Below are 25,935 nucleotides of genomic sequence, written 5' to 3' on the forward strand. Positions count from 1 at the left end.
ACTATCTCCCTTCTTCGACCGGGCGACGCAGTTCGACGTCGCCTGCGTGCACCAGCATGGTCCCGCCACCCGCAACGCGCAAGCGCAGCGCGCCATCCTCGGCAAGCCCGTCAAAGGTCCCATCGATGCGCTGTTCGGACACATGCAGCGGCGTGCCGAGCGGATGCGCGAGCGGCAGCCACGCCCGAACGATGCTCGCGACGCCCTCCTGCCGCCAGGTCCACAACGCGTCGATCATCGCGATGCCCAGCGCCCCGGCAAAATGGTCGCGGTCGAGCGACGCGCCCTGCCCCGCCAGCGTCGCGGTCGGGCGGTCGGGCAAATCGGGGGCGGCGACCAGATTGGCGCCAATCCCGATGACAACCGAATTGCCCGTGCGCTCCATCAATATGCCCGCGCATTTGGCGCCATCGACGAGCAGGTCATTTGGCCATTTAAGCTGCGCACCGACGCCCGGCGCCAGCGCGGCTACGGTCTTTGCAAGCGCCACCCCGGCGACGAGAGCCAGCGTCGCCGCCGACGGATCGCCGATCGTCAGATGGACGACGGTCGAGCCCATGAAATTGCCCTGCCCGTCGTTCCAGTCCCGCCCGAGGCGGCCGCGCCCGGCGGTCTGACGGTCCGCGACGAGCCAATGCCCCTCACCGACATGCTCGCCGCTGGCCAGCCGCGCCAGCAGGTCGGCGTTGGTCGAACCTGTCTGCGCGATTCGCTCGATGGGCGGTATCAGAACAGCACCGCGGCAGCGCTGGCCGAAACGACCGCCAGCACGGGGATGAAAAGGTAACCGATGACCGAGAGCCACAACGCGCTCGCGGTGATGACCGCATCCTCGACGATCGCGCCGCCGCCCGCCGGAATCTCGGTGTCCGACTTGTCGTCGAAATACATCATCTTGATGATCGCGATATAGTAGAAGGCGCCGATCACGGAAGCGACGATACCCGCGACCGCGAGCGGGACGAGGTTCGCGTTCACCGCGGCCTCGAACACCAGATATTTCGGCCAGAAGCCGAAGAGCGGCGGGATGCCCGCAAGGCTGAACATGAACACCGCCATCGCGGCGGCGAGGCCCGGGCGGCGCTGCGACAGCCCGGCAAGCGCGGGGATGCTCTCGATCTGGTTGCCGTCCGCATCGCGCAGCTGAAGCACGACGAGGAAGGCGCCGAGCGTGGTCACGACATAGACGAGCAGATAGGTCAGCACGCCCTCGACGCCCTGCTGCGTTCCCGCGGCTAGGCCGATCAGCATGAAGCCGACATTGTTGATGGATGAGTAAGCAAGCAGGCGCTTGATATTCTTCTGCCCGATCGCACCGACCGCGCCGAGGATGATCGAGGCGAGCGCGAGGAAGATGATGATCTGTTGCCACGCACCGAGCGCGGGACCCATCGCGTCAATCACGACGCGCGTCATGAGCGCCATCGCCGCCACTTTGGGCGCGCTCGCGAAGAAGGTCGTCACCGGGGTCGGCGCGCCTTCATAGACGTCGGGGGTCCACATGTGGAACGGTACCGCGCTGACCTTGAAACCAAGGCCCGCAAGCACGAACACGATCCCGAAGATCAACCCGATGTTGAGTTGGCCGCCCATCGCCGCTGCGATACCCGCAAAGTCGGTGGTGCCGGTGAAGCCGTAGAGCAGCGAAATGCCGTAGAGCAGCATGCCCGACGCCAGCGCGCCGAGGACGAAATATTTGAGCCCGGCCTCGCTCGACCGCTCGTCGGTGCGCATGAAGCTCGCAAGCACATAGGCCGCGAGGCTGTTGAGTTCGAGCCCAACATAGAGCGTCATCAGGTCGCGTGCGGAGGCCATGATGCCCATGCCGAGCGCCGCAAAGACGATCAGCGTCGGATATTCGGCGCGCATGCCACCGCTGAAAAAGCGCGGCGCGATCAGAATGCAGACAAAGCTTGCAGCATAAATCAGCAGCTTGGCAAAACCGCCGAAGCCATCGACCGAAAGCGTGCCCGAAAAAACGGTCGTTTCAACGCCGAACAATGCGACGACGGCGGCCGCAGCGGCGGCGAGCGTGAGCAGCGCGCTGAGCTGGTAGATACCGACCTGGCGATCGCCAAGGAAGGTACCGAGCATCAGCGTGATAAGCCCGCCGATCGTCAGGATCAGTTCGGGCCAGATGAGCGCGAGATCGGCGGTCATTTTGCGCCTCCCGCATGCGCGGAGCCGTGGGCGGTTTCACCCTGCGCCGCGGCGGGCTTGGGCTTCCCGGCGGCGAGATGCGCGTCGCCCGCGGGCTTCGCCGGCGCAAGGCGCGCCACAACGGTCGTGACGTCGCCGCGCATCGGCGCGAGGAAGCTTTCGGGATAGACGCCCATCCACAGCGCCACGGCGGCCAGCGGCACCATGATCGTCCATTCGCGCGCGTTTAGGTCGGGCATCGCCTTCACATCGTCCTTGGTAAGTTCGCCGAACACGACGCGGCGGTAGAGATAAAGCATGTATGCGGCGCCCAGGATGATGCCGGTGGTGCATACGAAGGCGACGACGCTCGACGCTTCATAGATGCCGAGCAGGCTCAGGAATTCGCCGACGAAGCCGCTGGTCCCCGGCAGGCCGATCGACGCCATGGTGAACAGCATGAAGAACAACGCGTAGGCCGGCATGTTCACCGCGAGCCCGCCGTAGCGGTCGATCTCGCGCGTGTGGAGCCGGTCATAGATCACGCCGACGCAGAAGAAGAGCGCGGCCGACACCACGCCGTGGCTGAGCATGATGATCAGCGCGCCTTCGATGCCCTGCTGGTTGAACGCGAACAGGCCCGCGGTGACGATCGCCATGTGCGCGACCGACGAATAGGCGATCAGCTTCTTCATGTCGCTTTGGACCAGCGCGACGAGGCTGGTATATACTACCGCCACCATCGACAGGCCAAAGACCAGCCACATCAGCTGCGCGGAGGCGTCGGGGAACATCGGCATCATGAAGCGGAGGAAGCCGTAGGCGCCGAGCTTCAGCAGCACACCCGCGAGGATCATCGAACCCGCGGTCGGCGCCTGCACATGCGCGTCGGGAAGCCAGGTGTGGACGGGCCACATCGGCATCTTGACCGCAAGGCTGGCGAAGAACGCAAGCCACAGCCACGTCTGCATCCCCGCCGGGAAGTCGTAATTCAGCAGCGTCGGAATGTCGGTCGTGCCCGCTTCGGCGATCATGACGATCATCGCGATCAGCATCAGCACCGACCCGAGCAGCGTGTAGAGGAAGAATTTGAACGCCGCATATTTGCGGTTCGCGCCGCCCCAGATGCCGATGATGAAATACATCGGGATGAGGCCGGCCTCGAAGAAGATGTAAAAGAGCAGCAGATCCTGCGCCATGAAGACGCCGATCATGACGACTTCCATGATCAGGAACATCGCCATGTAGAGCCCGACACGGCTCTTGATCGCGTCCCAGCTGGCGAGGATGCAGAGCGGCATCAGGAAAACGCTGAGCATGATCAGCATCAGCGCCATGCCGTCGATGCCGAGCGCCCACTGGAAACGCCCGAACAGATCGGCGCGTTCGGTGAACTGCCACTGCGCGCCGCCGATGTCGAAGTTCGCCCAGAGGATGCAGCCGAGGACGAAGGTCGCGAGCGTCGCGCCGAGTGCGACGAAGCGCGACATCTTGTCGCCAACGAACAGGCAGGCGATGGCACCGACCAGCGGAACCGCCAGCATCAGCGAAAGGATGGGAAAGCCGCTCACAGGAAATTCACCATGGCCCAGCTGGCGAGGCCGACAAGACCGAGCAGCATCACAAACGCATATCCATAAACATAACCCGATTGCAGCCGGACCGCGAGACGGGTCCCCCCAGCGACGAGCGCCGCGGCGCCATCGGGACCAAAGCGGTCGATGGTGCCTTCGTCACCCTTCTTCCAGAAGAAGCGGCCGATCCAGAAGGCGGGCTTCACGAAGAGGACGTTGTAGAGCTCGTCGAAATACCATTTATTGTACAGGAACTGGTGGAGCAGCTTGAACTGCGCCACGAAGCGCGCGGGCAGCGTGGTGTTGCGGATATAGCTGTTCCACGCGAGGAACAGGCCGATCGCCATCACCGTGAACGGCGTCCACTTCACCCAAGTGTCCACCTGATGCGAATGGTGCATCAGCTCAGCATCATAGGCGAGCATGCTGCCGTTCCAGAAGGCCAGCCCCTGTTCGGGGTAGATGAACTGATATTTGAATGCATAGCCCGCAAACACCGCACCGATCGACAGCAGCACCAGCGGGATGATCATCGATACAGGGCTTTCGTGCGGGTGGTAGCCCGCAGTGCCATCGCCCGAAGCGCTATGGTGCGCATCGTGATGATGATCGCCCTGCGCGGCATGCGCATGGTCGTCATGGCCATGACCATGGTCGTCGTGCACCGCGTGCTGGATATGCTCGCTCTGTTCCCAGCGCGGCTTGCCATAGAAGGTTAGGAAGACGAGGCGCCACGAATAGAAGCTTGTCAGCAGCGCGGCGAAGATGCCGACCCAGAAGGCGATTACGCCGCCGCCGCCCGCGGCAAAGGCCGCTTCGAGGATGCCGTCCTTCGAATGGAAGCCCGCGAAACCAGCAACGCCCGCGATGCCGACGCCGGTAATCGCCAGCGTCCCCATCATCATCGCCCAGAAGGTGATCGGGATGTGTTTCCGCAGGCCGCCATAATAGCGCATGTCCTGTTCGTGGTGCATCGCGTGGATCACCGAGCCCGCACCGAGGAACAGCAGCGCCTTGAAAAAGGCGTGCGTGAACAGGTGGAACATCGCCGCGCCATAGGCGCCGACGCCCGCGGCGAAGAACATATAGCCAAGCTGCGAACAGGTCGAATAGGCGATGACGCGCTTGATGTCCCACTGCGTCGTGCCGACGGTCGCGGCGAAAAGGCAGGTCGCTGCGCCGACAAAGGTCACGACGCCAAGCGCGACTTCGCTCGTTTCGAACATCGGCGACAGGCGGCACACCATGAACACGCCCGCGGTGACCATCGTCGCGGCGTGGATCAGCGCCGACACCGGGGTTGGGCCTTCCATCGCGTCGGGCAGCCAGGTGTGCAGGCCAAGCTGCGCCGACTTGCCCATCGCGCCGATGAACAAGAGCAGGCAGAGGATCGTCATCGTGTCGAGGCGCATCCCCATGAAGGTGATCGTCGAACCCGCCATGCCCGGGGCGGCGGCAAGGATCTCGGGAATCGAGACGGTACCGAAGACGAGGAAGGTGCCGAAGATACCGAGCATGAAGCCAAGGTCGCCGACGCGGTTGACAACGAACGCCTTGATCGCGGCGGCATTGGCGCTCGGTTTCTTGTACCAGAAACCGATGAGCAGGTACGACGCGAGGCCGACGCCTTCCCAGCCGAAGAACATCTGGACGAGGTTGTTCGCGGTCACCAGCATCAGCATCGCAAAGGTGAAGAGCGACAGATAGGCGAAGAAGCGCGGCTGGTCCGGGTCTTCCTCCATATAGCCCCAGCTATAAAGGTGGACGAGCGCCGATACCGTCGTGATCACGACGAGCATCACTGCGGTCAGCGTATCGACGCGCAATTCCCAGTTGAACTGGAGCGCGCCCGAGCTGACCCAGTGCAGCACGGTGACGACTTCGGCCTCGCCAGTACCCATCACGAACGACAGGAAGATCGGCCAGCTGAGGGCGCAGCTCGTGAACAGCGCGCCCGTCGTCAGGATTTTCGACGCGGTGGTGCCGATGATGCGCTGGCCGAGGCCTGCGATAAGTGCCGCGAGCAGCGGCAGGAATACGATCGCCTGGATCACCGGTTCACCCCTTCATCCGGTTGGCATCGTCGACGGCAATGGTGCCGCGGCCGCGGAAGTAGATAACGAGAATGGCGAGACCAATCGCGGCTTCACCCGCAGCGACGGTCAGCACGAACATCGAGAAAACTTGCCCGACAAGATCATTCAGCGCCGCGCTGAACGCGACGAGATTGATGTTCACCCCGAGCAGGATGAGCTCGATCGCCATCAGGATGACGATGATATTCTTGCGGTTGATGAAGATGCCGAGCACGCCGAGCGTGAAGAGCACCGCCGAAACGGCGAGATAATGGCCGACGGAGATCATTATCCGATCCTCCCCACTTGTGGGGAGGTGGCAGCCGCGAAGCGGCTGACGGAGGGGGTTGTCGAGGCCCGCCGCCATTGCTTGAGGCCGCAGCCCCCCTCCACCACCGCTTCGCGGCGGTCCCCCTCCCCGCAAGCGGGGAGGATCTGAAAGACCAAAATCACAATTCCATCCCCTGCCCGACGCCCGGATCGACGAGGCGCGTTGCGTCCTCGGGGCGGCGCCGGTTCTGCGCCGAAATATTCTGGGTACGCACCCCACCACGCTGGCGGTGCGTCAGCACGATCGCGCCGATCATCGCAACCAGCAGGACGATGCCTGCCGCCTCGAACAGGAAGATATATTTCGTGTAGAGCAGCTCGCCGATCTGCTGGATATTGCTCTTGTCGGTCACCACCGGCGCGGCGCGCGCCGCGAGGTCAACCCCGCCCGCGCTCCATGCGCCGACCGCAAAGACGAGCTCGGCCGCCAGGATGATCGCCACCAGCGCGCCCAGCGGCAGATAGCGCACGAAACCGGCACGCAATTCGGCGAAATCGATGTCGAGCATCATCACGACGAACAGGAACAGCACCGCGACCGCGCCGACATAAACGATGACAAGCAGCATCGCGATGAATTCGGCACCCGCGAGCAACATCAGCCCCGCCGCGTTGAAGAAAGCGAGGATCAGCCACATGACGCTGTGGACGGGGTTGCGCGCGAAAATCACCATCGCCGCAGAGGCGATGACGATGGTCGCGAACAGGTAAAAGGCGATAAGCTGGATCATGTGCGCGCGCCCTTATCGATAGGGCGCGTCAGCGGCAAGATTCGCCGCAATCGCGCGTTCCCATTTGTCGCCGTTGGCGAGCAGCTTGGCCTTGTCATAAAGCAGTTCCTCGCGCGTTTCGGTCGCGAATTCGAAGTTCGGCCCCTCGACGATCGCATCGACCGGGCACGCTTCCTGACAGAAGCCGCAATAGATGCACTTGGTCATGTCGATGTCGTAGCGCGTCGTGCGGCGCGAGCCGTCGTCGCGCGGTTCGGCCTCGATCGTGATCGCCTGCGCCGGGCACACCGCTTCGCACAGCTTGCACGCGATGCAGCGTTCCTCGCCGTTCGGATAACGGCGCAGCGCATGCTCGCCGCGGAAGCGCGGCGACAGCGGGTTCTTCTCGAACGGATAGTTGATCGTCGCCTTGGGCTTGAAGAAGTATTTCAGCGTGAGGGCGTGCGCCTTCACAAACTCCCACAAGGTGAAGCTTTTGACGAGATGGGCGATACTGCTCATTGCGCGCTCACTTGATTGTCTGACTTGCAGGTCGCCTTGCCGTCGATTTGAAGCGTACCGCGACCATCCTTGGATGTAATTTCAACGACCTGCCAGACGAACGGACTCTCTTCGTAAAGGCTACCGAGGCGCCCCGAGAAGGTCGCCCCGGGAGAATCTGGCAGCTTGGCAGTGAGCGTGCGGCTTCCGTCTGCGGATCCCGACACCTTGCGATCGTCGAAGGCGTTCTCGAATGGCCCTTTGACGCCAAAGAAGTCGCCAGGTTCCACGATCAACTGGAACTCACTCGCGGACTCGGACCACAGCGGCGCCGACGACACGGTTCCGGTGCAATTCAGCACGACGGCAAGAAAAGAAGCGGCCGCTATACTCACGCTGCATACCTCGTCAGCATCAGCCAGCCCGAGATCAGGAAGATCCAGATCAGCGAGATCGGCAGGAAGACCTTCCAGCCCAGCCGCATCAGCTGGTCGTAGCGGTAGCGCGGCACGGTCGCCTTCACCCAGCTGAACACGAAGAAAAAGAAGAGGATCTTCGCGAACAGCCAGATCACACCCGGAATGTCGAACCAGGGGATAAGGTCGATATTGAGCGGTGGCAGCCAGCCGCCCCAGAAGAGCACCGCGTTGAGCGTGCACATCAGGAGGACGTTGGCATATTCGCCGAGCCAGAAGAGCGCGAAGCTCATCGACGAATATTCGGTCTGGTAACCCGCGACGAGCTCGCTCTCGGCCTCGGTGAGGTCGAACGGCGCGCGCGCGGTTTCGGCGAGCGACGAGATCAGGAACATCACCGCGAGCGGGAAGAGCAGCAGGTTGAAGCCGAAGGCGTTGACCAGCCCGAAGCCGTGACCGATCTGCGCCTTGACGATTTCGTTCATGTTGAAGCTGTCGGCGTAGAGCACGATGCCGATCAGGATGAAGCCGATCGAGACTTCATAGGAGATCATCTGCGCCGAGGCGCGCATCGCCGAGAAGAAGGGATATTTAGAGTTCGACGCCCAGCCCGACAGGATCACGCCGTACACCCCGAGCGACGAGATCGCGAGGATGTAGAGCAATCCGACGTTGATGTCGGCGAGCACCGCGCCCGAATTGAACGGGATCACCGCCCACGCGAGCAAAGCCACGGTGAAGGTGATGATCGGCGCGATCAGGAACAGGCCGCGGTTGGCGGACGTGGGGATGATCGTTTCCTGCAGGAACACTTTCAGACCGTCGGCGAACGACTGAAGCAGGCCGAAGGGACCGACGACGTTAGGGCCGCGGCGCAGTGCAATCGCTGCCCAGATCTTGCGGTCGGCATAGATGATCATCGCGACCGCGAGCATCAGCGGCAGCGCGATGAGCAGGATGCCGCAAATCGTCGCGACGCCCCACGCCCAGTTCGGGTCCATGCCCCAAGAGATGAAGGTCTCGGTCATTTCCCTGCCCCATCCTGGTTGCGCCAGCCGTTATGCGGGCCGGGCTTGTCCGACTTGCCCTTGGGATTAAAGCCGCGCCAGACGGCATAGCCCAAGCTGACGAACAGCATCGACGCGATGGCATGCACCGGGGTCATTCCGCGGCCTCCGCAAAATCCACGCCATGCACCAGCTCTTCTGAGCAGCGCTGCATCGTCGGCGACGCGCGGCAGATGGCGTTGGTGAGGTAGAAATCCTTGATCGGCGACGGGATCGCGCGAGCCTCGGGCTTGGCGGGCAGCTTGGGAGCCGACCAGCCATAATCGGCGAGGCCTTCCTGCCCGAGCGCCGGAACCGCCGCGATCATCGCGGCGCGGCACTGGTCGAAGCTGTCGAAGCCGACGTTGACGCCAAGCGCGTCGGCAAGCGCACGAAAAATGCTCCAATCCTCGCGCGCGTCGCCGGGCGCGAACACCGCCTTCTCGCTGCGCTGGACGCGGCCTTCGGTGTTGACCGTGGTGAAATCCTTTTCGGTCCACGCCGCGGCAGGCAGGATGACGTCGGCCGCATGCGCGCCCTTGTCGCCATGATGGCCCACATAAACCTTCAACGTCTTGGCAAAGCCGGTGAAATCAACCTCGTCGGCGCCGAGGAAGAAAGCGAGTTTCGGCTTGGCCGCAACCACATCCTTGATCCCGCCGGGCTGCGCATAGCCGAGCATCAGCCCGCCCATGCGGCTCGCAGCCATATGGACGACGCTGAAGCCGTTCCAGCCGTCTTTCACGGCATTGACCGACTTGGCGAGCGCGATGGCCGCGCCATGCACGCCGGGCACCGCGAGGCCGCCGCCGCCAAGGATGATGAGCGGGCGCTCGGCGCCCTTCAGCGCATCAAGCGCCGCCGCGGGCAGCTTGCCGACCAGCGAGGCATCGTCGCCCAGCCAGCTGACCTTGTACGTCTGGTCCTTCTCGGGCCCGATCGCAAAGACTTTCGCGCCCTTTTTCCACACCGCCTTGCGGATGCGCGTGTTGATCAGCGGCGCTTCCCAGCGGAGGTTGGTGCCGACGAGCAGGATGACATCGGCATTCTCAGCAGCGGCGATGCCGGTGTTGAAATTGACCGCCGACAGGCTGGAAACGTCATAGTCGAGGCCGGTTTGGCGCCCTTCGAGCAGGTCGGAACCGAGCGCGTTCACCAGCGCCTTTGCGGCAAACATCGTCTCGCAATCGACAAGATCGCCCGCGATTGCCGCGACCGACTTGCCAGCCTTCGCCACCTTGATCGCGTCGAACGCTTCGGCCCAGCTCGCTTCGACCAGCTGACCATCCTTGCGCACATAGGGACGGTCGAGGCGGCGGCGCGTCAGGCCGTCGACATGGTGGCGCGTCTTGTCGCTTGCCCATTCCTCGTTCACATCGTCGTTGACGCGCGGCAGCACGCGCAGCACCTGGCGCCCGCGCGCGTCGATCCGCACATTGGTGCCGACCGCGTCCATCATGTCGATGCCGAGCGTCTTGGCAAGCTCCCACGGACGCGCTTCGAACGCATAGGGCTTGCTGGTCAGCGCGCCGACCGGACACAGGTCGACGACATTACCCGACAGCTCGCTCGCGACCGCGCGCTCGAGATACGACGTGATCTGCATATTCTCGCCGCGATAGATCGCGCCGATGTCCTCGACGCCCGCGACTTCCTCCGCAAAGCGGACGCAGCGCGTGCACTGGATGCAGCGGGTCATCACCGTCTTGACGATCGGACCCATATATTTCTCGGTGACCGCGCGCTTATTCTCGTCATAGCGCGTCGCGCCGCGGCCATAGGCGACCGACTGGTCCTGCAGGTCGCATTCGCCGCCCTGGTCGCAGATCGGGCAGTCGAGCGGGTGGTTGATGAGCAGGAACTCCATCACCCCTTCGCGCGCCTTCTTCACCATCGGGCTATCGGTCTTGATCACCTGCCCCTCGGCGGTCGGCAACGCGCACGACGCCTGCGGCTTCGGCGGCCCCGGCGACACTTCGACGAGGCACATGCGGCAATTGCCGGCAATGCTCAGGCGTTCATGGTAACAGAAACGCGGAATTTCCTTCCCCGCCAGCTCGCACGCCTGCAGCACGGTCGCGCCCTGCGGGACGTCGAGTTCTACGCCATCTACGGTAACTTTAGGCATTATTCAGCTGCCTCCAGCGCGCCGCCATTCTCGCGGATGCGGCGTTCGATTTCGGGGCGGAAATGCTTGATCAGGCCCTGGATCGGCCACGCCGCGGCATCGCCGAGCGCGCAGATGGTGTGGCCTTCGACCTGCTTGGTCACGTCGTACAGCGTATCGATCTCGCTGATGTCGGCGTCGCCGGTGCGTAGCCGTTCCATCACGCGCCACATCCAGCCGGTGCCTTCGCGGCACGGCGTGCACTGGCCGCAGCTTTCATGCTTGTAGAAGTAACTGATGCGGCTGATCGCCTGAACGACGTCGGTCGACTTGTCCATCACGATCGCGGCGGCGGTGCCGAGGCCCGAACCGACAGCCTTCAGCCCGTCAAAATCCATCGGGCAGTCCATGATTTCAGCCGCGGGGACGAGCGGGACCGACGAGCCGCCGGGGATGACCGCGAGGAGATTGTCCCAGCCGCCGCGAATGCCGCCGCAATGCTTGTCGATCAGTTCGCGGAAAGTGATGCCCATCTCTTCCTCGACGACGCACGGCGTGTTCACATGGCCGCTGATCTGGAAAAGCTTGGTGCCCTTGTTGTTCTCGCGCCCGAAGGACGAGAACCATGATGCGCCGCGGCGCAGGATCGTCGGGACGACCGCGATGCTTTCGACATTGTTGACCGTTGTCGGGCAGCCATAAAGGCCCGCGCCCGCCGGGAACGGCGGTTTCAGGCGCGGCTGGCCCTTTTTGCCCTCGAGGCTTTCGATCATCGCGGTTTCTTCCCCGCAGATGTACGCGCCGGCGCCGCGATGGACGAAGACATCGAAATCATAGCCCGACTTCGCGGCATTCTTGCCGAGCAGCCCGGCGTCATACGCCTCCTGCACCGCGGCGAAGAGCGTTTCGGCCTCGCGGATGAACTCGCCGCGGATATAGATGTAGGCGGCGCGTGCGCGCATCGCGAAGCCCGCGATCAGCGCGCCTTCGATCAGCTTGTGCGGATCGTGGCGGATGATCTCGCGATCCTTGCAGCTACCCGGCTCGGATTCGTCGGCGTTGATGACGAGGAAGCTCGGGCGGTCGGCGCGCGGCTCCTTCGGCATGAAGCTCCACTTGAGCCCGGTCGGGAAGCCCGCGCCGCCGCGGCCGCGCAGGCCCGACGCCTTGATCTCCTCGATGATCGCGTCCTGGCCGCGCTTCATCAGATCCTTGGTCTTGTCCCAGTCGCCGCGCATCTGCGCAGATTTGAGGTTCCACGGCTGGAATCCGTAGAGATTGGTAAAAATGCGATCCTTATCGGCGAGCATGGCTTACCACTCCTTCCGGTAGTCGTGGTTGGCCTTGACCATATCCTTCAGCGTCGTCGGGCCGCCTTCGGGCTCGCTCGTGTGGCGCTTCGGGTTCTGGGTGCCTGCCTTGGGTGACTTGCCCGCGGCGAGATCGTCAAGGATGCGCGCCATGCTGTCGAAATCGAGATCTTCGTAGTTATCGTCGTTGATCTGGACCATCGGCGCATTGGTGCACGTGCCCATGCACTCGACCTCGGTCAGCGTGAACAGGCCGTCGGGCGTCGTCTTGCCCTTCACCATGCCGCGGTTCTTGCACGCCGCCATGACATCGTCCGACCCGCGCAGCAGGCACGGCGTCGTACCGCACACCTGCACATGATAGCGGCCGACGGGGACGAGATTATACATCGTGTAGAAGGTCGCGACCTCATAGGCGCGGATGAAGGGCATATCGAGCTCGGCCGCGACATATTCGATCACCGGCACGGGCAGCCAGCCCTGCGTCTGCGTCTCGGCGCCAACCTGACGCTGCGCAAGGTCGAGCAACGGCATGACCGCCGAGCGCTGGCGCCCCGCGGGGTACCGCGCGATGACGGCCTTCGCCTTCTCGGCATTTTCCTTGGTCCACGCAAAAGCGCCCCAGCGCGCGCGGACTTCGGCTTCGTCAGGGATTTGGGGTGCGTCAGCCACGGGCCAGACCTCGTTCAATATATCGTCCGACATACATGCCGAGCGTTGCGGCAAATGCGGTCGAGACGACTTCCTTTATCGTTACCTCGCCATGGAACGCGGCAAGATAAGCCGCGACCGCAGACGCAAAGCCTGCAAACACCAGGACAAGAATGGCGAGTTCGCGCAACATTACCGGTCGCACTCCCCGAACACGACGTCGATCGCGCCGATGATCGCGGTGGTGTCCGCGAGCATGTGGCCCTTGCACATGAAATCCATCGCCTGAAGGTGCGAAAACGCCGTCGGGCGGATCTTGCAGCGATACGGCTTGTTGGTGCCGTCGCTTACCAGATAGACGCCGAATTCGCCCTTCGGGCTTTCGGTCGCCACATAGACTTCGCCCGCGGGGACGTGGAAACCCTCGGTATAGAGCTTGAAGTGGTGGATCAGCGATTCCATCGACTGCTTCATCTCGCCGCGCTTCGGCGGGACGACCTTGCGGTCGAGGCTGGCGATCGGGCCGGTGGGCATCTCGCGCAGGCACTGCAGGATGATGCGCGCTGACTGATGGACTTCCTGCACACGGACCATGAAGCGGTCGTAGCAGTCGCCGCGCGTGCCGACGGGAATGTCGAAATCCATCTTGGCGTAGGCGTCATAGGGCTGCGACTTACGCAGGTCCCATGCAATGCCGCTGCCGCGGATCATCGGGCCGGAGAAACCCCATGCGAGCGCGTCTTCCTTGCTCACCGTCGCGATGTCGACGTTGCGCTGTTTGAAAATGCGGTTGTCGATGACGAGGCTCATCGCGTCGCCGAACAGCTTCGGCAGCCGCTTTTCACACCATTCGCCGATGTCATAGAGCAGCCGCTCGGGAACATCCTGGTGGACGCCGCCGGGACGGAAATAGGCGCTGTGCATCCGCGCGCCCGAGGCGCGCTCGAAGAAGTTGAGGCAATCCTCGCGCAGCTCGAACACCCACAGGTTCGGGGTCATCGCGCCAACGTCCATGACGTGCGACCCGATATTGAGCATATGATTGCAGATGCGCGTCAGCTCGGCGAACAGCACGCGCAGATATTGCGCACGCTCGGGCACCTCGAGATCGAGCAGCTTCTCGATCGCCAGCACATAGCTGTGCTCCATGCCGAGCGGCGAACAATAGTCGAGCCGGTCGAAATAGGGCAAAGCCTGCAGATAGGTCTTATATTCGATCAGCTTCTCGGTGCCGCGATGGAGCAGCCCGACGTGCGGATCGACGCGCTCGATGATCTCGCCGTCAAGCTCCATCACCATGCGCAGCACGCCGTGCGCCGCGGGGTGCTGCGGGCCGAAGTTGATCGTGTAATTGGTAACCGCCTGATCGCCCGCGGTGTTCGCGGTGTCGACCGGATAGCCTGCGAACATGTCGCTGCCGTGGTGCTTGACCTGAGGAACGTCGGTCATGCGTCACCTCCCGTTTTGGGCTTGCGCGGCGCGCGCGGTTTGGTCGGCGCCTTGGCCTTGGTCTTGGCGGGATCCTCGGCTTTCTTCGTTGCCGGAGTCTTTGCCTTGGCGCTCGTCGTCGCCTTCGCGCCGTCGCGGCTCGTCTTTGCCGCGGCCTTGTTGACCTTGGCACCCGCGCCCGTCTGCGCCGGGCTGTCGGTGGTCTTCGGGGTCGGTGGCGGCGGCGCCTTCGCCTTGTCGTCGGCGGCCTTGACCTCCTTCGACGTCATCGGCGTCGGCGCGCCCTTACCGGGCGCCTCGCCGGTCCCGCCAGCCTTTTCATCGCCGGGCAGCACATAGTCGGCGCCTTCCCATGGGCTAAGGAAGTCGAAGTTGCGGAAATCCTGCGCCAGCTTCACCGGCTCATAAACGACGCGCTTGTCCTCTTCGCTGTAGCGCAGCTCGGTGTAGCCGGTCAGCGGGAAGTCCTTGCGCTGCGGATGCCCCTGGAACCCATAGTCGGTCAGGATGCGGCGAAGGTCGGGATTGCCCGCGAACAGCACGCCATACATGTCGAACACTTCGCGCTCGAGCCAGCCGGCGTTCGGCCACACGGGTACGATCGTCGGCACCGGCGTCGCCTCGTCGGTCGACACGCGCACGCGCAGGCGGTGGTTCTTCGTCACGCTGAGCAGGTGATAGACGACTTCGAACCGCTCGGCGCGGTCGGGGTAATCGACCCCGGCAATCTCCATGAGCTGCTGATATTCGAGATTGTCGCGCAGCGCGATCATCACCCCGGCGACCGCGGCGCGATCGACGGTGATGCTGTCTTCGTCGGCAGCGAAATCATGCGTCAGCAGATCGGTGCCAAGCAACGCCTTGAGTGCTGCCGCAAGCGTGGGCTGCGGCGCGACGAGGGGAGCAGGATGGGCCATCACCGTTCGATCGTCCCGGTGCGGCGGATTTTCCGCTGCAACTGCATCACGCCGTAGAGCAAGGCTTCGGCGGTCGGCGGGCAGCCGGGGACGTAGATGTCCACGGGCACGATACGGTCGCAGCCGCGCACCACCGAGTAGCTGTAATGATAATAGCCGCCGCCATTGGCACAGCTGCCCATCGAAATCACATATTTCGGGTTCGACATCTGGTCGTACACGCGGCGGAGCGCGGGTGCCATCTTGTTGCAGAGCGTGCCGGCGACGATCATCACGTCCGACTGGCGCGGGGACGCGCGCGGCGCGACGCCGAAACGCTCCATGTCATAACGCGGCATGTTGACGTGGATCATCTCGACCGCGCAGCACGCTAGGCCAAAGGTCATCCACCACAGCGAACCGGTGCGCGCCCAGTTGAACAGATCCTCGGTCGAGGTGACGAGGAAACCCTTGTCGCCGACCTCGCTGTTGAGATCGTCGAAAAAGCTTTGGTCCGGATTCGTGCCGGGAGCCACCGGCATCTGGCCGGGCATGATGATGCTGGACGTGCTCATTCCCAATCCAACGCGCCTTTTTTCCACGCGTACACAAGGCCGAGCGTGAGTTCGGCGAGGAAGATCATCATCGTGGCCCAACCGGCCCAGCCGATCTCCTCCAGGCTGACCGCCCAGGGAAAGAGGAAGGCCGCTTCGAGGTCGAAAATGATGAACAGAATCGCGACGAGATAGAAGCGGACATCGAACTGGCTGCGCGCATCCTCGAACGCGGGAAAGCCGCATTCATATTCGGTCAGCTTTGCCGGCTCGGGCTTGTGCGCCCCGGTCAGCCGCGCCACGCCCATCGGCAGGAACACGAACGCCGACGACAGCCCGACCGCAATGACCAGGAATATCAGGATCGGCAAATATTGCGTCAGATCGACCATGGGAGCTCGCAGTCTTGTTTTAGAGGTGTTTGCCACCCGTTATGCGGGCGCTTTAGGCCAGCCTGCCGCCCGTCGCAAGCGCCGCGGGCATGATTTTCATGCCCCGAGTGACCAAAAGCACAAACGCCGCTGGCGGCAGCGCCTATCGCTGTGATACGCCGCACGAATTGGGGTTAATTGAGCGCTTTCGGGGCGATTTCGACGGCGGTTCATGCAGGGAGGAGTTTCATGAGATCATTTGCCACGCGCACCGCGCTTGCCTTGGGCGCATCCGCCCTGCTTGCCGCGACGCCCGCGCACGCCGAACTGGTCAACGCGACCGATCCGGCGACGATCGAGGCGATCGTCGAGTCGCAGGGCTGGCCCGCGACGATCGTCGCCAAGCCGGGTGACGACCCCTATATCGAAAGCAACCGCAACGGCCTCAAATTCCTCGTCCTGTTCATGAACTGCGACGAGGGCAAGAAATGCAAGACGCTGCAATATTATATGGGGTTCAGCGACGCGAAGGACGTGACGCTGGAAAAGCTGAACAAGTGGAACAAGGACAAACGCTTCGCCCGCGCGTACAAGGACGACGAGGGCGATCCGGTGCTGGAAATGGACGTCGACCTGGATTTCGCGGGCATCCCGCGCGAAAATGTCGGCGAGACGTTCAACACCTGGGCGACGCTGATGGATTCGTTCCGCGAGTATGTGTTCGAGAAATGATGTAAGCCAAATACGTCATCCCGGCGAAGGCCGGGATCTCACCCTCGCCCTATGACGCAACGGCGAGATCCCGGCCTGCGCCGGGATGACGGATAGGTTCACGCGTTGCGCAGCGCGCCAGCGACCAGTTTCTGCAACTTCGAATGCACCGCGGCGCTGCCCGCGATGAATTCGCTGCGCTCGATCGCGCGGTCGCCGCCGCGGAAATCGCTGACGAAGCCGCCGGCTTCGCGGACGAGCAGCATGCCCGCCGCGACGTCCCAGACCTTGAGGTCGCTTTCCCAGAAGCCGTCGTAACGCCCTGCGGCGACCCATGCGAGGTCGAGGCTGGCGGCGCCAAAGCGGCGGATGCCCGCGACTTCAGGAGCGACGGCGCCGAAAATGCGGCTCCACTGCGCGAAATCGCCATGACCCATATAGGGGATGCCGGTCGCGATCAGGCATTCGTTGAGGTGGCGGCGCGACGCCACGCGCAGGCGGCGGTCGTGCAGCCACGCGCCGCGACCGCGTTCGGCCCAATAGCTTTCGTCAGTGACCGGCTGATAGATCAGGCACGAGGTGATGTCGCCCCAGCCGCCGCCGGGCTTCGGCTCCTGCACCGCGATCGAAATCGCGAAATGCGGGATCGCATGGAGGAAGTTCGATGTGCCGTCGAGCGGATCGATGATGAAGCGCGGCTTGCCCGGCTCGCCCTCGATCACCCCGCCCTCTTCGAGCACAAAGCCCCAGCCCGGACGGTCGCGGCCGAGTTCGTCATAGAGGGTGCGCTCGGCCGCCTGATCGGCCTTCGACACGAAATCGGCAGGTCCCTTTTGCGAAACCTGCAGATGCTCGATCTCGCCAAAGTCGCGGCGCAGCTTGGTGCCAGCCTTGCGCGCAGCGCGCTCCATGACGGTGATGATGCCGGATACGGCCATTGTTCGATCTCCAAAGCGTCGCCCCCGCGAAGGGGTAGAGGGTCGGGTTGTCCCCCGGACAACCCTTGGACATGCCGGGGGGCATGTCCAACCCTACACCGGCCGCAAGCAACCTTGCGCTACGCCGATAGCGGCCCCCGCCGTCGCGGGGGCGACGTTATTTAGTCGGCGCGGCGAACATATTCACGGTCGTACACATGCACGACGATCTTCGTTCCGCTGGTGATGTGCGGCGGCACCATCACGCGCACGCCATTGTCGAGGATTGCGGGCTTGTACGACGACGACGCCGTCTGGCCCTTCACCACCGCATCGGCCTCGACGATCGTCGCTTCGATCGTTTCGGGCAGTTCGACCGAGATCGGGCGATCTTCCCAAAGTTCGAGAACGACATCCATGCCGTCCTGCAGGAACTCGTGCGCCTCGCCGATGACGTCCTTGGAAATGTTGATCTGTTCGAACGTATCCTTGTCCATGAACACCAGGTCGTCGCCCTCGGCATAGAGGAACTGGAAATCCTTGGTGTCGAGGCGGACCTTTTCGACCGTGTCGGCGCTGCGGAAACGGTTGTTCAGCTTGCGCCCGTCGATCAGATTCTTGGCTTCGACCTGCATATAGGCGCCGCCCTTGCCCGGCTGGGTATGCTGGATCTTGGTGACCTTCCAGATGCCACCTTCATATTCGAGGATATTGCCGGGACGGATTTCAACGCCGGTGATCTTCATCGCGCACACTCACTAGACAAGGATGGAAAGAGCAAAGCCGCGCCCAACGGGCACCGCTATCAGGTGCGCGCCTTTAGCCGCGCCAGCGGCTAAGGGCAAGCCGCGTGTCAGGCCGTGGCGACAACCATCGCGCGCGTTCGCCGATAGCTGAGCCAGACGAGCCCGACGAACAGGATCAGCCCGACCCACGGCGCATAGGGGGCGTAGCCATCACCGACGACCGCAAGCGGCGCATCGCTGCCGCTGCCCGCGACGATCCCGGCATAAAGGACACCAAACAGGCTTTCGCCGACGATCATCCCCGTTGCAGTCAACACGCCCATGCGGTGCGCGAAGCCCGCGTTCGGACGCTTCGCTGCCCAGCGGTCGTAAAACCAGCCACCGACCGCGCCGATCACCACGGGCAGGATCACCGCCATCGGCAGATAGATACCAATGCCGATCGCGAGTGGCGGCAAGCTCAGCTTGCCTGCGCGGCCGAGCAGCGCATCGACGATGATAAAGCCCACCCCGGCGAGGGCGCCGTAACCCAGCATCGTCCAGTTGAGGTCCCCGCCGAGCACACCCTGCGCGAGCGACGAGATCAGCCCCGCCTGCGGCGCGGCAAGCGCATTCGGGCCCGCGCCGGGGGCGCCGACAAATCCGACCGTTTCGTTGAGGACATTGAGCACCGGCGGCACGATGAGCGAGCCAAAGATCACGCCGATGATCAGCGCGACCTGCTGTTTCCACGGCGTCGCGCCGACGAGCTGGCCGGTCTTCAGGTCCTGAAGATTATCGTTGGAGATCGTCGCGATCCCGAACACCAGCCCGGTGACGATTAGCGCATAAGCGACCAGCGCATTGACTTCGGCCTCGCTTCCACCGCGACCGAGGAGGCCGAGCAGCAGCAGCGACGAAGCGATGATTGCAAGGATGCCGATCCCCGAAACCGGCGAGTTCGACGCGCCGATCAGCCCCGCCATATAACCCGTGACCGACGCGATCATCAGCCCGACGATGATGATGAACAGGATTGCACCGGCGATCAGCGCAAACGACGCCCCGGCGAGCGGTCCTCCCGACAGTTCGGACCAAAGCAGGATGCTGATCGGGAGCATCAGGAACAGCGATCCGCCGAACACCCAGCCGATCGACATATCCTGTTCCTCGATCGCCAGCGCGTGCCCGCCCTGCCGCGCGCGGCTGGCCGCCATTGCCGATCGGATGCCGCCGACTACCGGCTTGGCGATCTTGATCAGCGTCCAGATCGCGGCAACCGCGATGACCCCGGCGCCAAAGAAGCGCACATCGGCGCGAAACACGGTGTTCGCCAGCGTTTCTGCGTCGCCCACCCCACCTTGGGTCAGAATCGGCAGCAGCACCCACCAGCCGGTAACTAGCCCGACCAGCTGCGCCATGCCGACCGACAGGCCGACAAGATGACCGACGCCGAACAGCGCAAAGGCGAGCCCGCCCGCAATCCCGGTGGCGCCGCTGCCGACCGCGAACCAGCGCGCAACTTCTGCGCCGGCGAGTTTCATCTGGGTCAGCAGCGTGAAACCCGCAGCGACAATCGAATTCCACAGGAGTGCCGACAAGCCCGCCTTGTTCTCCGCCGCGCCTTCCGCGCTGGCGGCGCCGACCTGCAGCACTTCGGCGGCGGCGCGGCCCTCGGGATAAGGCAGGTCCGAATCGACGACGAGCGCGCGGCGCAGCGGAACCGAGAACAGCACGCCCAAAATGCCGCCGAGCATCGTGATCGCGGTGGTTTCGAGCAAGGGGAAGCCCTGCCAGTACCCGACCATCACCAGCCCCGGCAGGACGAAGATGATCGCCGCCAGCGTCCCCGCCGCGCTGGCGATCGTCTGGACGATATTATTCTCGAGAATTGTCGACCCCGCCATATAACGCAGCAGCGCCATCGAAATCACCGCGGCGGGGATCGAGGTTGCAAAGGTCAGCCCAACCTTCAGCCCCAGATAGACGTTCGCGGCGGTGAACATCAGCGTCAGCACGCCGCCAAGAATAATCGCGCGGATCGTCAGTTCGCGCCCGCGTGTGCTCGCCGTGGTGCTGTCGGTCATGTCATTCTCCCCGCCCGCTGTCTCGCGGCCCGCCCCGCCTTGCGCAAGTCCAAATTTGGGCTAGCCGAAAAGCGATGAACCGAAGCCGATTTGACGTATCGATCCAATATGGAGGCATTGCTTCGCGGCATATCGGCGGCATGATGAATAGCGATCTTTCCCACGTCACGCCCCGACCACGCGGCAGCGGTGCCGTACCACCGCACCGCCCAGCGCCTTGCGCCGGCCTGTTTGGCTGGCGCAAGGATGGCGTTCCGCCCGGCCCATCCGCCGAAATGTCGAAGAAGCCGGGACGTGATTATCCTGCCGGCTGATCTATCAGCAGCGCGGTAAACGCCTGCACTGCCGCCGCCGGACCATCGGGGTGCGCCCATACCCCGCCCGATACCGCGAGGAAGTCGGCTCCGGCATCGACCAGCTCGCGCGCATTTTGGACGGTGATCCCGCCGATCGCGACGCAGGGCAATTCGAACATGCTTTGCCACCATTCCAGGATGGCCGGATCGGCGTGATGTTCGACGGTCTTGGTGGTGGTCGGGAAAAACGCCCCAAAGGCAACATAATCCGCCCCGGCCTCGCCCGCTTCCATTGCGAGATGGCGGCTGGCGTGACAGGTGATCCCGATCTGGGCGCTGGGCCCCAGTTCGCGCCGCGCCGCTTTGGGATCGCCGTCGCCCTGCCCCAGATGCACACCATCGGCGCCCAATCGCTTGGCCAGCGCGACATCGTCGTTGACGATAAACGCCACGTCGCGCGCCGCACAGATCGCCTGCAAGGGCTCGGCCAAGCGTGCCGCTTCGTGCTGATCGAGTCCCTTCACCCGAAACTGGAACGCGGCAACGGGCCCGGCATCGAGCGCGGCCACAAGTTGGCCCGGAAAATCGCCGCCGACATCAAGCGGCGAGATGAGGTAGAGCTGGCAAGGAATGCGGGTCACTTGGGTCATGGCGGGTTCATAGCGATGCGCTCATGAACCCGCAAATGCAGAACCGCCCTCGCCTTACCCCTCTCCTTCTGGCCGCCGCCTTCGCGCTGTCGGCATGCGCCACGACGCGCGATCCGGCGCCGCTCGCCGATGCCAGCGACGTCGCGCTCGGCGAGCGCGCCTATGCCGACGGGCCGATCGTTCAGCCGGTCGCGGTGCTGGAGGACAGCCGCTGCCCGATGAACGCCCGCTGCATCTGGGCCGGGCGCGTGCGGGTGCAGATGCTGTGGATTCGCGGCAACGGCGAACAGGAGCCGTTCGAAGTAACGCTGGGCGAAGCGACGCCGCTTGCCGACGGGAGCATCACGCTGGAATCGGTGCGCCCCGACAGGATGACGAACGTCGAGCTGAAGCCGGAGGATTACCGCTTTGCGTTCCGTTTCGCGGGTGGGCTCTGACAAATGCCACACTTTAGTCTCGTCATCCCGGCGAAGGCCGGGATCTCAACGCTGCTTTAAATTGCCACGGTGAGATCCCGGCCTTCGCCGGGATGACGGAACATGAAACGTCCGCTCAGCGAACGCGCGCCAGCACAAACCCATCCCACTTTTTCGCGCCGACAGTCTGCACCGCCGTCGCATCAAGTCGCGGTTCGGCGCTCAGCATGTCGAACAGCGCGCGTGTTCCGACGATCCGTTCGTCGTCGCTGTCACCGTCCAGCACCCCGCCTTCGCGCACGACATTGTCGACGACGATCGTCGTTCCGGCGCGCCCGAGCCTGATTGCCTCGCGCACATAATGCACATTGTTCTGCTTGTCGGCATCGATGAACACGAAGTCGAACGCCGTTTCGCCGGTCATCGCGGCGAGGGTGTCGCTTGCCCGCCCCACCCGAATGTCCACCAGCCCGCCGACGCCGGCGCGTTCCAGATTGGCCCGGGCGACATCGGCATGATGTGCCTCGAGCTCCAGCGTCACCAAGCGGCCGCCCTCGGACAGCGCGCGCGCCAGCCAGATTGTCGAATAACCACCGAGCGTTCCGATCTCGAGAATGTTTTTGGCACCCGCGGTTTGTGCCAGCAAGAACAGCATCTTGCCCTGGGCGGCCGACACGTCGATCGGCGGCAACCCGTTCGCGGCATTGTTGGCGAGAGTGGCGGCAAGCGCGTCGTCGGCGCCGAGCAATTTGCCGGCGATATAATCATCGACGGCTTGCCACCTCTCTCCCATCACTTCAGGCCACGGAGGCCGCGTGAATTTCGTTGATCGCGCCGCCGAGCGAGCTGTTGAACTCGTCGTCACTCATCTGGTGGCGAAGGTCTTCCAGCAAGGCCCGGCTGAAGCTCGCGATAATCCCCGGGTTCTTTGCAAGCTCGACGCAGGCTTCGGGGCGGGCGAAGCCGCCCGACAGCGCAACGACGCGCAGCACCTTGGGATGATCGACGAGCGGCTGGAACAGCCCCGCTTCGGTCGGCAACGACAGTTTCAGCATGACCGGCGCGCCGGTCCAGGCGTCGAGCGCGGCGAGCGTTTCGTTGAGCAGCAGCCGATCGGCGGCGTCGCGCTCGGCGCTCTTGATGTTCACTTCGGGTTCGATGATCGGGACGAGGCCGTGCGCTGCGATGCGCGCCGCTTCGGCGAACTGCTGCTCGACGATCGCCTTGACGCCCGCCTCGTTGGCGAGGTTAATCACACTGCGCATCTTGGTGCCGAACACACCCTTGGCGACCGCACGCTTGCACAGATCGTCAAGCCCGGGGTTCGCCTTCATCAGCTGGACGCCATCGGCTTCGTCCTCGAGCCCCTTGTCGATCTTCAGGAACGGCACCACGCCGCGTTCCCACAGCAGCGCCGGAACCGGCTTGCCGCCCGCGTCACCATCCATCGTGCGCTCGAACAGGATCGCACCGATCACCTTGTCGCCGTTGAAGCAGGGCGCCGTAACGATTCGGCTGCGCATGTCGTGGATCAGCGCGAACATTTCCTCGTCGTTCGAGAAAGCGTCTGCTTCGATGCCATAACCCTTGAGCGCCTTGGGCGTCGAGCCGCCGCTCTGGTCGAGCGCGGCGATAAAGCCCTGTCCCGATTTGATCTGCTCCAGCATGGCGGCATTGGCGGTGGTCATAACGTCTCCGTGGGTTTGCATACGTATGGTGCGGCGCGCATAGCGATCCCGACACCGGGATGCAAATGCGCCGAAAAATCAGGCTTTGAGCGCGTCGACGCCCGGCAGCGGCTTGCCTTCCATCCACTCGAGGAAGGCGCCGCCAGCGGTCGAAACAAAGGTAAAGTCCTTGCCCGCCCCGGCGTGGTTGAGCGCTGCGACGGTATCGCCGCCGCCGGCAACCGAGATCAGCGAGCCTTCGCGCGTCAGCGCCGCTGTGGTTTTCGCGAGCGCGACGGTGGCGGTGTCGAACGGCGGCGTCTCGAACGCGCCGAGCGGGCCGTTCCACACCAAAGTGCGGCAGTTCTTGAGCACATCGGCCAGCGCTTCGGTCGCCGCAGGGCCGACGTCGAGGATCATCTCGTCGGCAGCCACCTCATGCACATTGACCGTCCGTGTCGGGGGATTGGGCGCGAATTCCTTCGCCACCACGACGTCGTAAGGCAGGTGAATGGTGCAGCCCGCGGCGTCCGCGGCATCGAAGATCGCATTGGCGGTCTCGACCAGGTCATGCTCGCACAGCGACTTGCCGACATCGACCCCGCGCGCGGCGAGGAAGGTGTTTGCCATGCCGCCGCCGATGATCAGATGATCGACCTGCCCGACCAGATTGCGCAGCACGTCGATCTTCGACGACACCTTGGCGCCGCCGACAACCGCAGCCACCGGATGCACTGGATTGCCGAGCGCGGCGTCGAGCGCCTTCAACTCGGCTTCCATCGCGCGTCCCGCATAAGCAGGTAGCCGGCGCGCAATGCCTTCAGTCGAACCATGCGCGCGGTGCGCCGCCGAAAAGGCATCGTTGACATAAAGGTCGCCGACCTCGGCGAGCGCGTCGGCGAACGCTGGGTCGTTCTTTTCCTCGCCGGGGTAAAAGCGGGTGTTTTCCAGCACCGCGACATCGCCGGCGGCGAGCACCGCGACGCCCGCCTTCGCGCCCTCGCCCACGGCTTCGGGGATGAACATCACCGAATGGCCGAGCACATCCTCGACCCCGCCCATGACGAGGCTCAAGGATTGCGTCGGGTTTTTCGCGCCCTTCGGCCGTCCGAAATGCGCCAGAAGCAGGACGATCGCGCCCTTGTCGGACAATTCGCGGATCGTCGGCATCGCCGCTTCGATCCGCGTCTTGTCGCCGACCGCACCGTCGATCATCGGGACATTGAGGTCGACGCGCACCAGTATCTTCTTGCCGGTGACGTCGCCGATGTCGTCGAGGGTCTTGAACGCGGTCATCGCTGCTTTCCTTTGGCTTAGAGGAACTTGGCGATCACACCTGCGGTGTCGATCATGCGGTTCGAGAAGCCCCATTCATTGTCATACCAGCTGAGCACACGCACCAGCTTGCCGTCGATCACCGCGGTTTCGAGGCTGTCGATCGTCGAGCTGTGCGCATCGTGGTTGAAGTCGATCGAGACCAGCGGCTCGTCGGTGAAGCCGAGCACGCCCTTGAGCTCGCCTTCGGCGGCTTCCTTCAGCAGCTTGTTGACCTCTTCTGCGGTCGTGTCGCGGCTGGGGGTGAAGGTCAGGTCGACGACCGAGACATTCGGGGTGGGAACGCGGATCGACGAGCCGTCGAGCTTGCCCTTGAGCTCAGGCAGGACGAGGCCGACGGCAACCGCCGCGCCCGTGCTGGTCGGGATCATCGACATCGCGGCGGCGCGGGCGCGGCGCGGATCGGAGTGGATCTGGTCGAGGATCTTCTGGTCGTTGGTATAAGCATGGATCGTGGTCATCAGGCCGCGCTCGATGCCGATCTTCTCATGCAGCACCTTGGCCATCGGCGCGAGGCAGTTGGTGGTGCACGACGCGTTCGAGACGATCACATGCTCGGCGCCGATCTTGTCGTGGTTCACGCCGTAAACGACGGTCAGGTCGACTTCCTTGGCGGGGGCCGAGATCAGGACGCGCTTGGCACCGGCGTCGAGATGCGCCTGCCCGCCCTTGCGGTCGGTAAAGAAGCCCGTGCATTCGAGCGCAATGTCGATGCCGTTGGCGGCATGGGGCAATTTGGCGGGGTCGCGCTCGGCGGTCACCTGGATGCGCTTGCCGTTGACGATCAGGTCGTTGCCGTCGACTTCGACCGTGCCATTGAACGGCCCATGGACCGAATCGCGCTGGAACAGTCGGGCGTTCGCCTTGGCGTCGGCCAGATCGTTGATCGACACGAGTTCGAGGTCGTGGTCGGTCCGTTCGAGGATGGCGCGCGCCACATTGCGGCCGATGCGCCCGAAACCGTTGATTGCAACTTTCACTGCCATGTCGATGATGTCCTTT

General features: G+C 63.8%; 28 protein-coding genes. 2 read left to right on the forward strand and 26 right to left on the reverse strand.

The features are described from left to right. Position 1 precedes the first annotated feature (1 nt). The 18 genes from G9408_RS04715 to G9408_RS04800 form a co-directional block, all read right to left on the reverse strand. Positions 2 to 805, reverse strand: a complete 804-nt coding sequence (locus G9408_RS04715; RefSeq protein WP_168452893.1) for a biotin--[acetyl-CoA-carboxylase] ligase — start codon at positions 803 to 805, stop codon at positions 2 to 4. Further along, positions 727 to 2,160 (reverse strand): NADH-quinone oxidoreductase subunit NuoN, encoded by a 1,434-nt coding sequence (gene nuoN, locus G9408_RS04720; RefSeq protein WP_168452894.1) that lies wholly within the window; start codon positions 2,158 to 2,160, stop codon positions 727 to 729. The genes G9408_RS04715 and nuoN overlap by 79 nt, the downstream gene beginning before the upstream one ends. Then, on the reverse strand, positions 2,157 to 3,710 hold the full coding sequence (locus G9408_RS04725) for an NADH-quinone oxidoreductase subunit M (protein WP_137869808.1): 1,554 nt from the start codon (positions 3,708 to 3,710) through the stop codon (positions 2,157 to 2,159). Before G9408_RS04725 ends, nuoN begins: the two co-directional genes overlap by 4 nt. Continuing rightward, the gene (nuoL, locus tag G9408_RS04730; RefSeq protein ID WP_168452895.1) at positions 3,707 to 5,767 is read right to left on the reverse strand and encodes an NADH-quinone oxidoreductase subunit L; all 2,061 of its coding nucleotides are present in this window, start codon (positions 5,765 to 5,767) and stop codon (positions 3,707 to 3,709) included. Before nuoL ends, G9408_RS04725 begins: the two co-directional genes overlap by 4 nt. A gap of 4 nt (positions 5,768 to 5,771) precedes the next feature. Further along, positions 5,772 to 6,077 carry an NADH-quinone oxidoreductase subunit NuoK gene (gene nuoK, locus G9408_RS04735; protein WP_168452896.1) on the reverse strand — a complete coding sequence of 102 codons (306 nt, stop codon included), beginning with the start codon at positions 6,075 to 6,077 and terminating at the stop codon, positions 5,772 to 5,774. Positions 6,078 to 6,237: 160 nt separating this feature from the next. Beyond that, complete coding sequence (locus G9408_RS04740) at positions 6,238 to 6,849, reverse strand: NADH-quinone oxidoreductase subunit J (RefSeq protein WP_168452897.1); 612 nt, start codon at positions 6,847 to 6,849, stop codon at positions 6,238 to 6,240. 12 nt (positions 6,850 to 6,861) lie between these two features. Next, a complete protein-coding gene (gene nuoI, locus G9408_RS04745; RefSeq protein ID WP_077029565.1) occupies positions 6,862 to 7,350 on the reverse strand; it encodes an NADH-quinone oxidoreductase subunit NuoI in 489 nt (162 codons plus the stop codon). Further along, positions 7,347 to 7,724, reverse strand: coding sequence for a hypothetical protein (locus tag G9408_RS04750; RefSeq protein ID WP_168452898.1), 378 nt, complete (start codon positions 7,722 to 7,724; stop codon positions 7,347 to 7,349). Before G9408_RS04750 ends, nuoI begins: the two co-directional genes overlap by 4 nt. Further along, the gene (gene nuoH, locus G9408_RS04755) at positions 7,721 to 8,773 is read right to left on the reverse strand and encodes an NADH-quinone oxidoreductase subunit NuoH (RefSeq protein WP_168452899.1); all 1,053 of its coding nucleotides are present in this window, start codon (positions 8,771 to 8,773) and stop codon (positions 7,721 to 7,723) included. The genes G9408_RS04750 and nuoH overlap by 4 nt, the downstream gene beginning before the upstream one ends. Next, the gene (locus G9408_RS04760) at positions 8,770 to 8,910 is read right to left on the reverse strand and encodes a hypothetical protein (protein WP_168452900.1); all 141 of its coding nucleotides are present in this window, start codon (positions 8,908 to 8,910) and stop codon (positions 8,770 to 8,772) included. The genes nuoH and G9408_RS04760 overlap by 4 nt, the downstream gene beginning before the upstream one ends. Next, a complete protein-coding gene (nuoG, locus tag G9408_RS04765) occupies positions 8,907 to 10,919 on the reverse strand; it encodes an NADH-quinone oxidoreductase subunit NuoG (protein WP_168452901.1) in 2,013 nt (670 codons plus the stop codon). The genes G9408_RS04760 and nuoG overlap by 4 nt, the downstream gene beginning before the upstream one ends. After that, positions 10,919 to 12,208 carry an NADH-quinone oxidoreductase subunit NuoF gene (gene nuoF / locus G9408_RS04770; protein WP_168452902.1) on the reverse strand — a complete coding sequence of 430 codons (1,290 nt, stop codon included), beginning with the start codon at positions 12,206 to 12,208 and terminating at the stop codon, positions 10,919 to 10,921. Before nuoF ends, nuoG begins: the two co-directional genes overlap by 1 nt. A gap of 3 nt (positions 12,209 to 12,211) precedes the next feature. Next, positions 12,212 to 12,880, reverse strand: a complete 669-nt coding sequence (locus tag G9408_RS04775) for a complex I 24 kDa subunit family protein (protein ID WP_168452903.1) — start codon at positions 12,878 to 12,880, stop codon at positions 12,212 to 12,214. Then, a complete protein-coding gene (locus G9408_RS04780) occupies positions 12,873 to 13,052 on the reverse strand; it encodes a hypothetical protein (RefSeq protein ID WP_168452904.1) in 180 nt (59 codons plus the stop codon). Before G9408_RS04780 ends, G9408_RS04775 begins: the two co-directional genes overlap by 8 nt. Next, positions 13,052 to 14,269, reverse strand: coding sequence for an NADH-quinone oxidoreductase subunit D (locus G9408_RS04785; protein WP_210423257.1), 1,218 nt, complete (start codon positions 14,267 to 14,269; stop codon positions 13,052 to 13,054). Before G9408_RS04785 ends, G9408_RS04780 begins: the two co-directional genes overlap by 1 nt. Before the next feature lie 35 nt (positions 14,270 to 14,304). Next, positions 14,305 to 15,225 carry an NADH-quinone oxidoreductase subunit C gene (locus G9408_RS04790; RefSeq protein ID WP_168452906.1) on the reverse strand — a complete coding sequence of 307 codons (921 nt, stop codon included), beginning with the start codon at positions 15,223 to 15,225 and terminating at the stop codon, positions 14,305 to 14,307. After that, positions 15,225 to 15,779, reverse strand: coding sequence for a NuoB/complex I 20 kDa subunit family protein (locus G9408_RS04795; RefSeq protein WP_120216134.1), 555 nt, complete (start codon positions 15,777 to 15,779; stop codon positions 15,225 to 15,227). Before G9408_RS04795 ends, G9408_RS04790 begins: the two co-directional genes overlap by 1 nt. Further along, positions 15,776 to 16,150, reverse strand: coding sequence for an NADH-quinone oxidoreductase subunit A (locus G9408_RS04800; protein ID WP_120216133.1), 375 nt, complete (start codon positions 16,148 to 16,150; stop codon positions 15,776 to 15,778). The genes G9408_RS04795 and G9408_RS04800 overlap by 4 nt, the downstream gene beginning before the upstream one ends. Positions 16,151 to 16,378: 228 nt before the next feature. On the opposite strand from G9408_RS04800, the gene G9408_RS04805 reads away from it, so the two are divergent. Next, a complete protein-coding gene (locus G9408_RS04805; RefSeq protein WP_168452907.1) occupies positions 16,379 to 16,861 on the forward strand; it encodes a YbjN domain-containing protein in 483 nt (160 codons plus the stop codon). A gap of 98 nt (positions 16,862 to 16,959) precedes the next feature. Here the strand turns inward: G9408_RS04805 and G9408_RS04810 are convergent, their stop codons facing one another. The 4 genes from G9408_RS04810 to thiE all read right to left on the reverse strand — a co-directional run bounded on the left by G9408_RS04810 (position 16,960) and on the right by thiE (position 21,515). After that, complete coding sequence (locus G9408_RS04810) at positions 16,960 to 17,778, reverse strand: inositol monophosphatase family protein (RefSeq protein WP_168452908.1); 819 nt, start codon at positions 17,776 to 17,778, stop codon at positions 16,960 to 16,962. A 161-nt stretch (positions 17,779 to 17,939) separates the two neighbouring features. Beyond that, on the reverse strand, positions 17,940 to 18,503 hold the full coding sequence (gene efp, locus G9408_RS04815; RefSeq protein ID WP_168452909.1) for an elongation factor P: 564 nt from the start codon (positions 18,501 to 18,503) through the stop codon (positions 17,940 to 17,942). Between the two features lie 107 nt (positions 18,504 to 18,610). Next, complete coding sequence (locus G9408_RS04820) at positions 18,611 to 20,569, reverse strand: OPT family oligopeptide transporter (protein WP_168452910.1); 1,959 nt, start codon at positions 20,567 to 20,569, stop codon at positions 18,611 to 18,613. Between the two features lie 298 nt (positions 20,570 to 20,867). Further along, positions 20,868 to 21,515, reverse strand: a complete 648-nt coding sequence (gene thiE / locus G9408_RS04825; RefSeq protein WP_168452911.1) for a thiamine phosphate synthase — start codon at positions 21,513 to 21,515, stop codon at positions 20,868 to 20,870. Between the two features lie 35 nt (positions 21,516 to 21,550). On the opposite strand from thiE, the gene G9408_RS04830 reads away from it, so the two are divergent. Next, the gene (locus G9408_RS04830) at positions 21,551 to 21,952 is read left to right on the forward strand and encodes a hypothetical protein (protein WP_235957470.1); all 402 of its coding nucleotides are present in this window, start codon (positions 21,551 to 21,553) and stop codon (positions 21,950 to 21,952) included. A 115-nt stretch (positions 21,953 to 22,067) separates the two neighbouring features. Here the strand turns inward: G9408_RS04830 and G9408_RS04835 are convergent, their stop codons facing one another. From G9408_RS04835 to gap, 4 genes are all read right to left on the reverse strand, one after another. Beyond that, entirely contained in the window at positions 22,068 to 22,724 is a 657-nt protein-coding gene (locus G9408_RS04835) for an O-methyltransferase (RefSeq protein WP_168452912.1), read from the reverse strand. A gap of 4 nt (positions 22,725 to 22,728) precedes the next feature. Continuing rightward, positions 22,729 to 23,619: a fructose bisphosphate aldolase gene (locus tag G9408_RS04840; protein WP_168452913.1), complete on the reverse strand. Its 891-nt coding sequence runs from the start codon at positions 23,617 to 23,619 to the stop codon at positions 22,729 to 22,731. A gap of 78 nt (positions 23,620 to 23,697) precedes the next feature. Then, a complete protein-coding gene (locus G9408_RS04845) occupies positions 23,698 to 24,894 on the reverse strand; it encodes a phosphoglycerate kinase (RefSeq protein WP_168452914.1) in 1,197 nt (398 codons plus the stop codon). 17 nt (positions 24,895 to 24,911) lie between these two features. Then, the gene (gap, locus tag G9408_RS04850) at positions 24,912 to 25,919 is read right to left on the reverse strand and encodes a type I glyceraldehyde-3-phosphate dehydrogenase (RefSeq protein WP_168452915.1); all 1,008 of its coding nucleotides are present in this window, start codon (positions 25,917 to 25,919) and stop codon (positions 24,912 to 24,914) included. Positions 25,920 to 25,935: the final 16 nt, after the last annotated feature.

The sequence above is a fragment of the Sphingopyxis microcysteis genome, assembly GCF_012274265.1.
Lineage (GTDB): Bacteria > Pseudomonadota > Alphaproteobacteria > Sphingomonadales > Sphingomonadaceae > Sphingopyxis > Sphingopyxis microcysteis.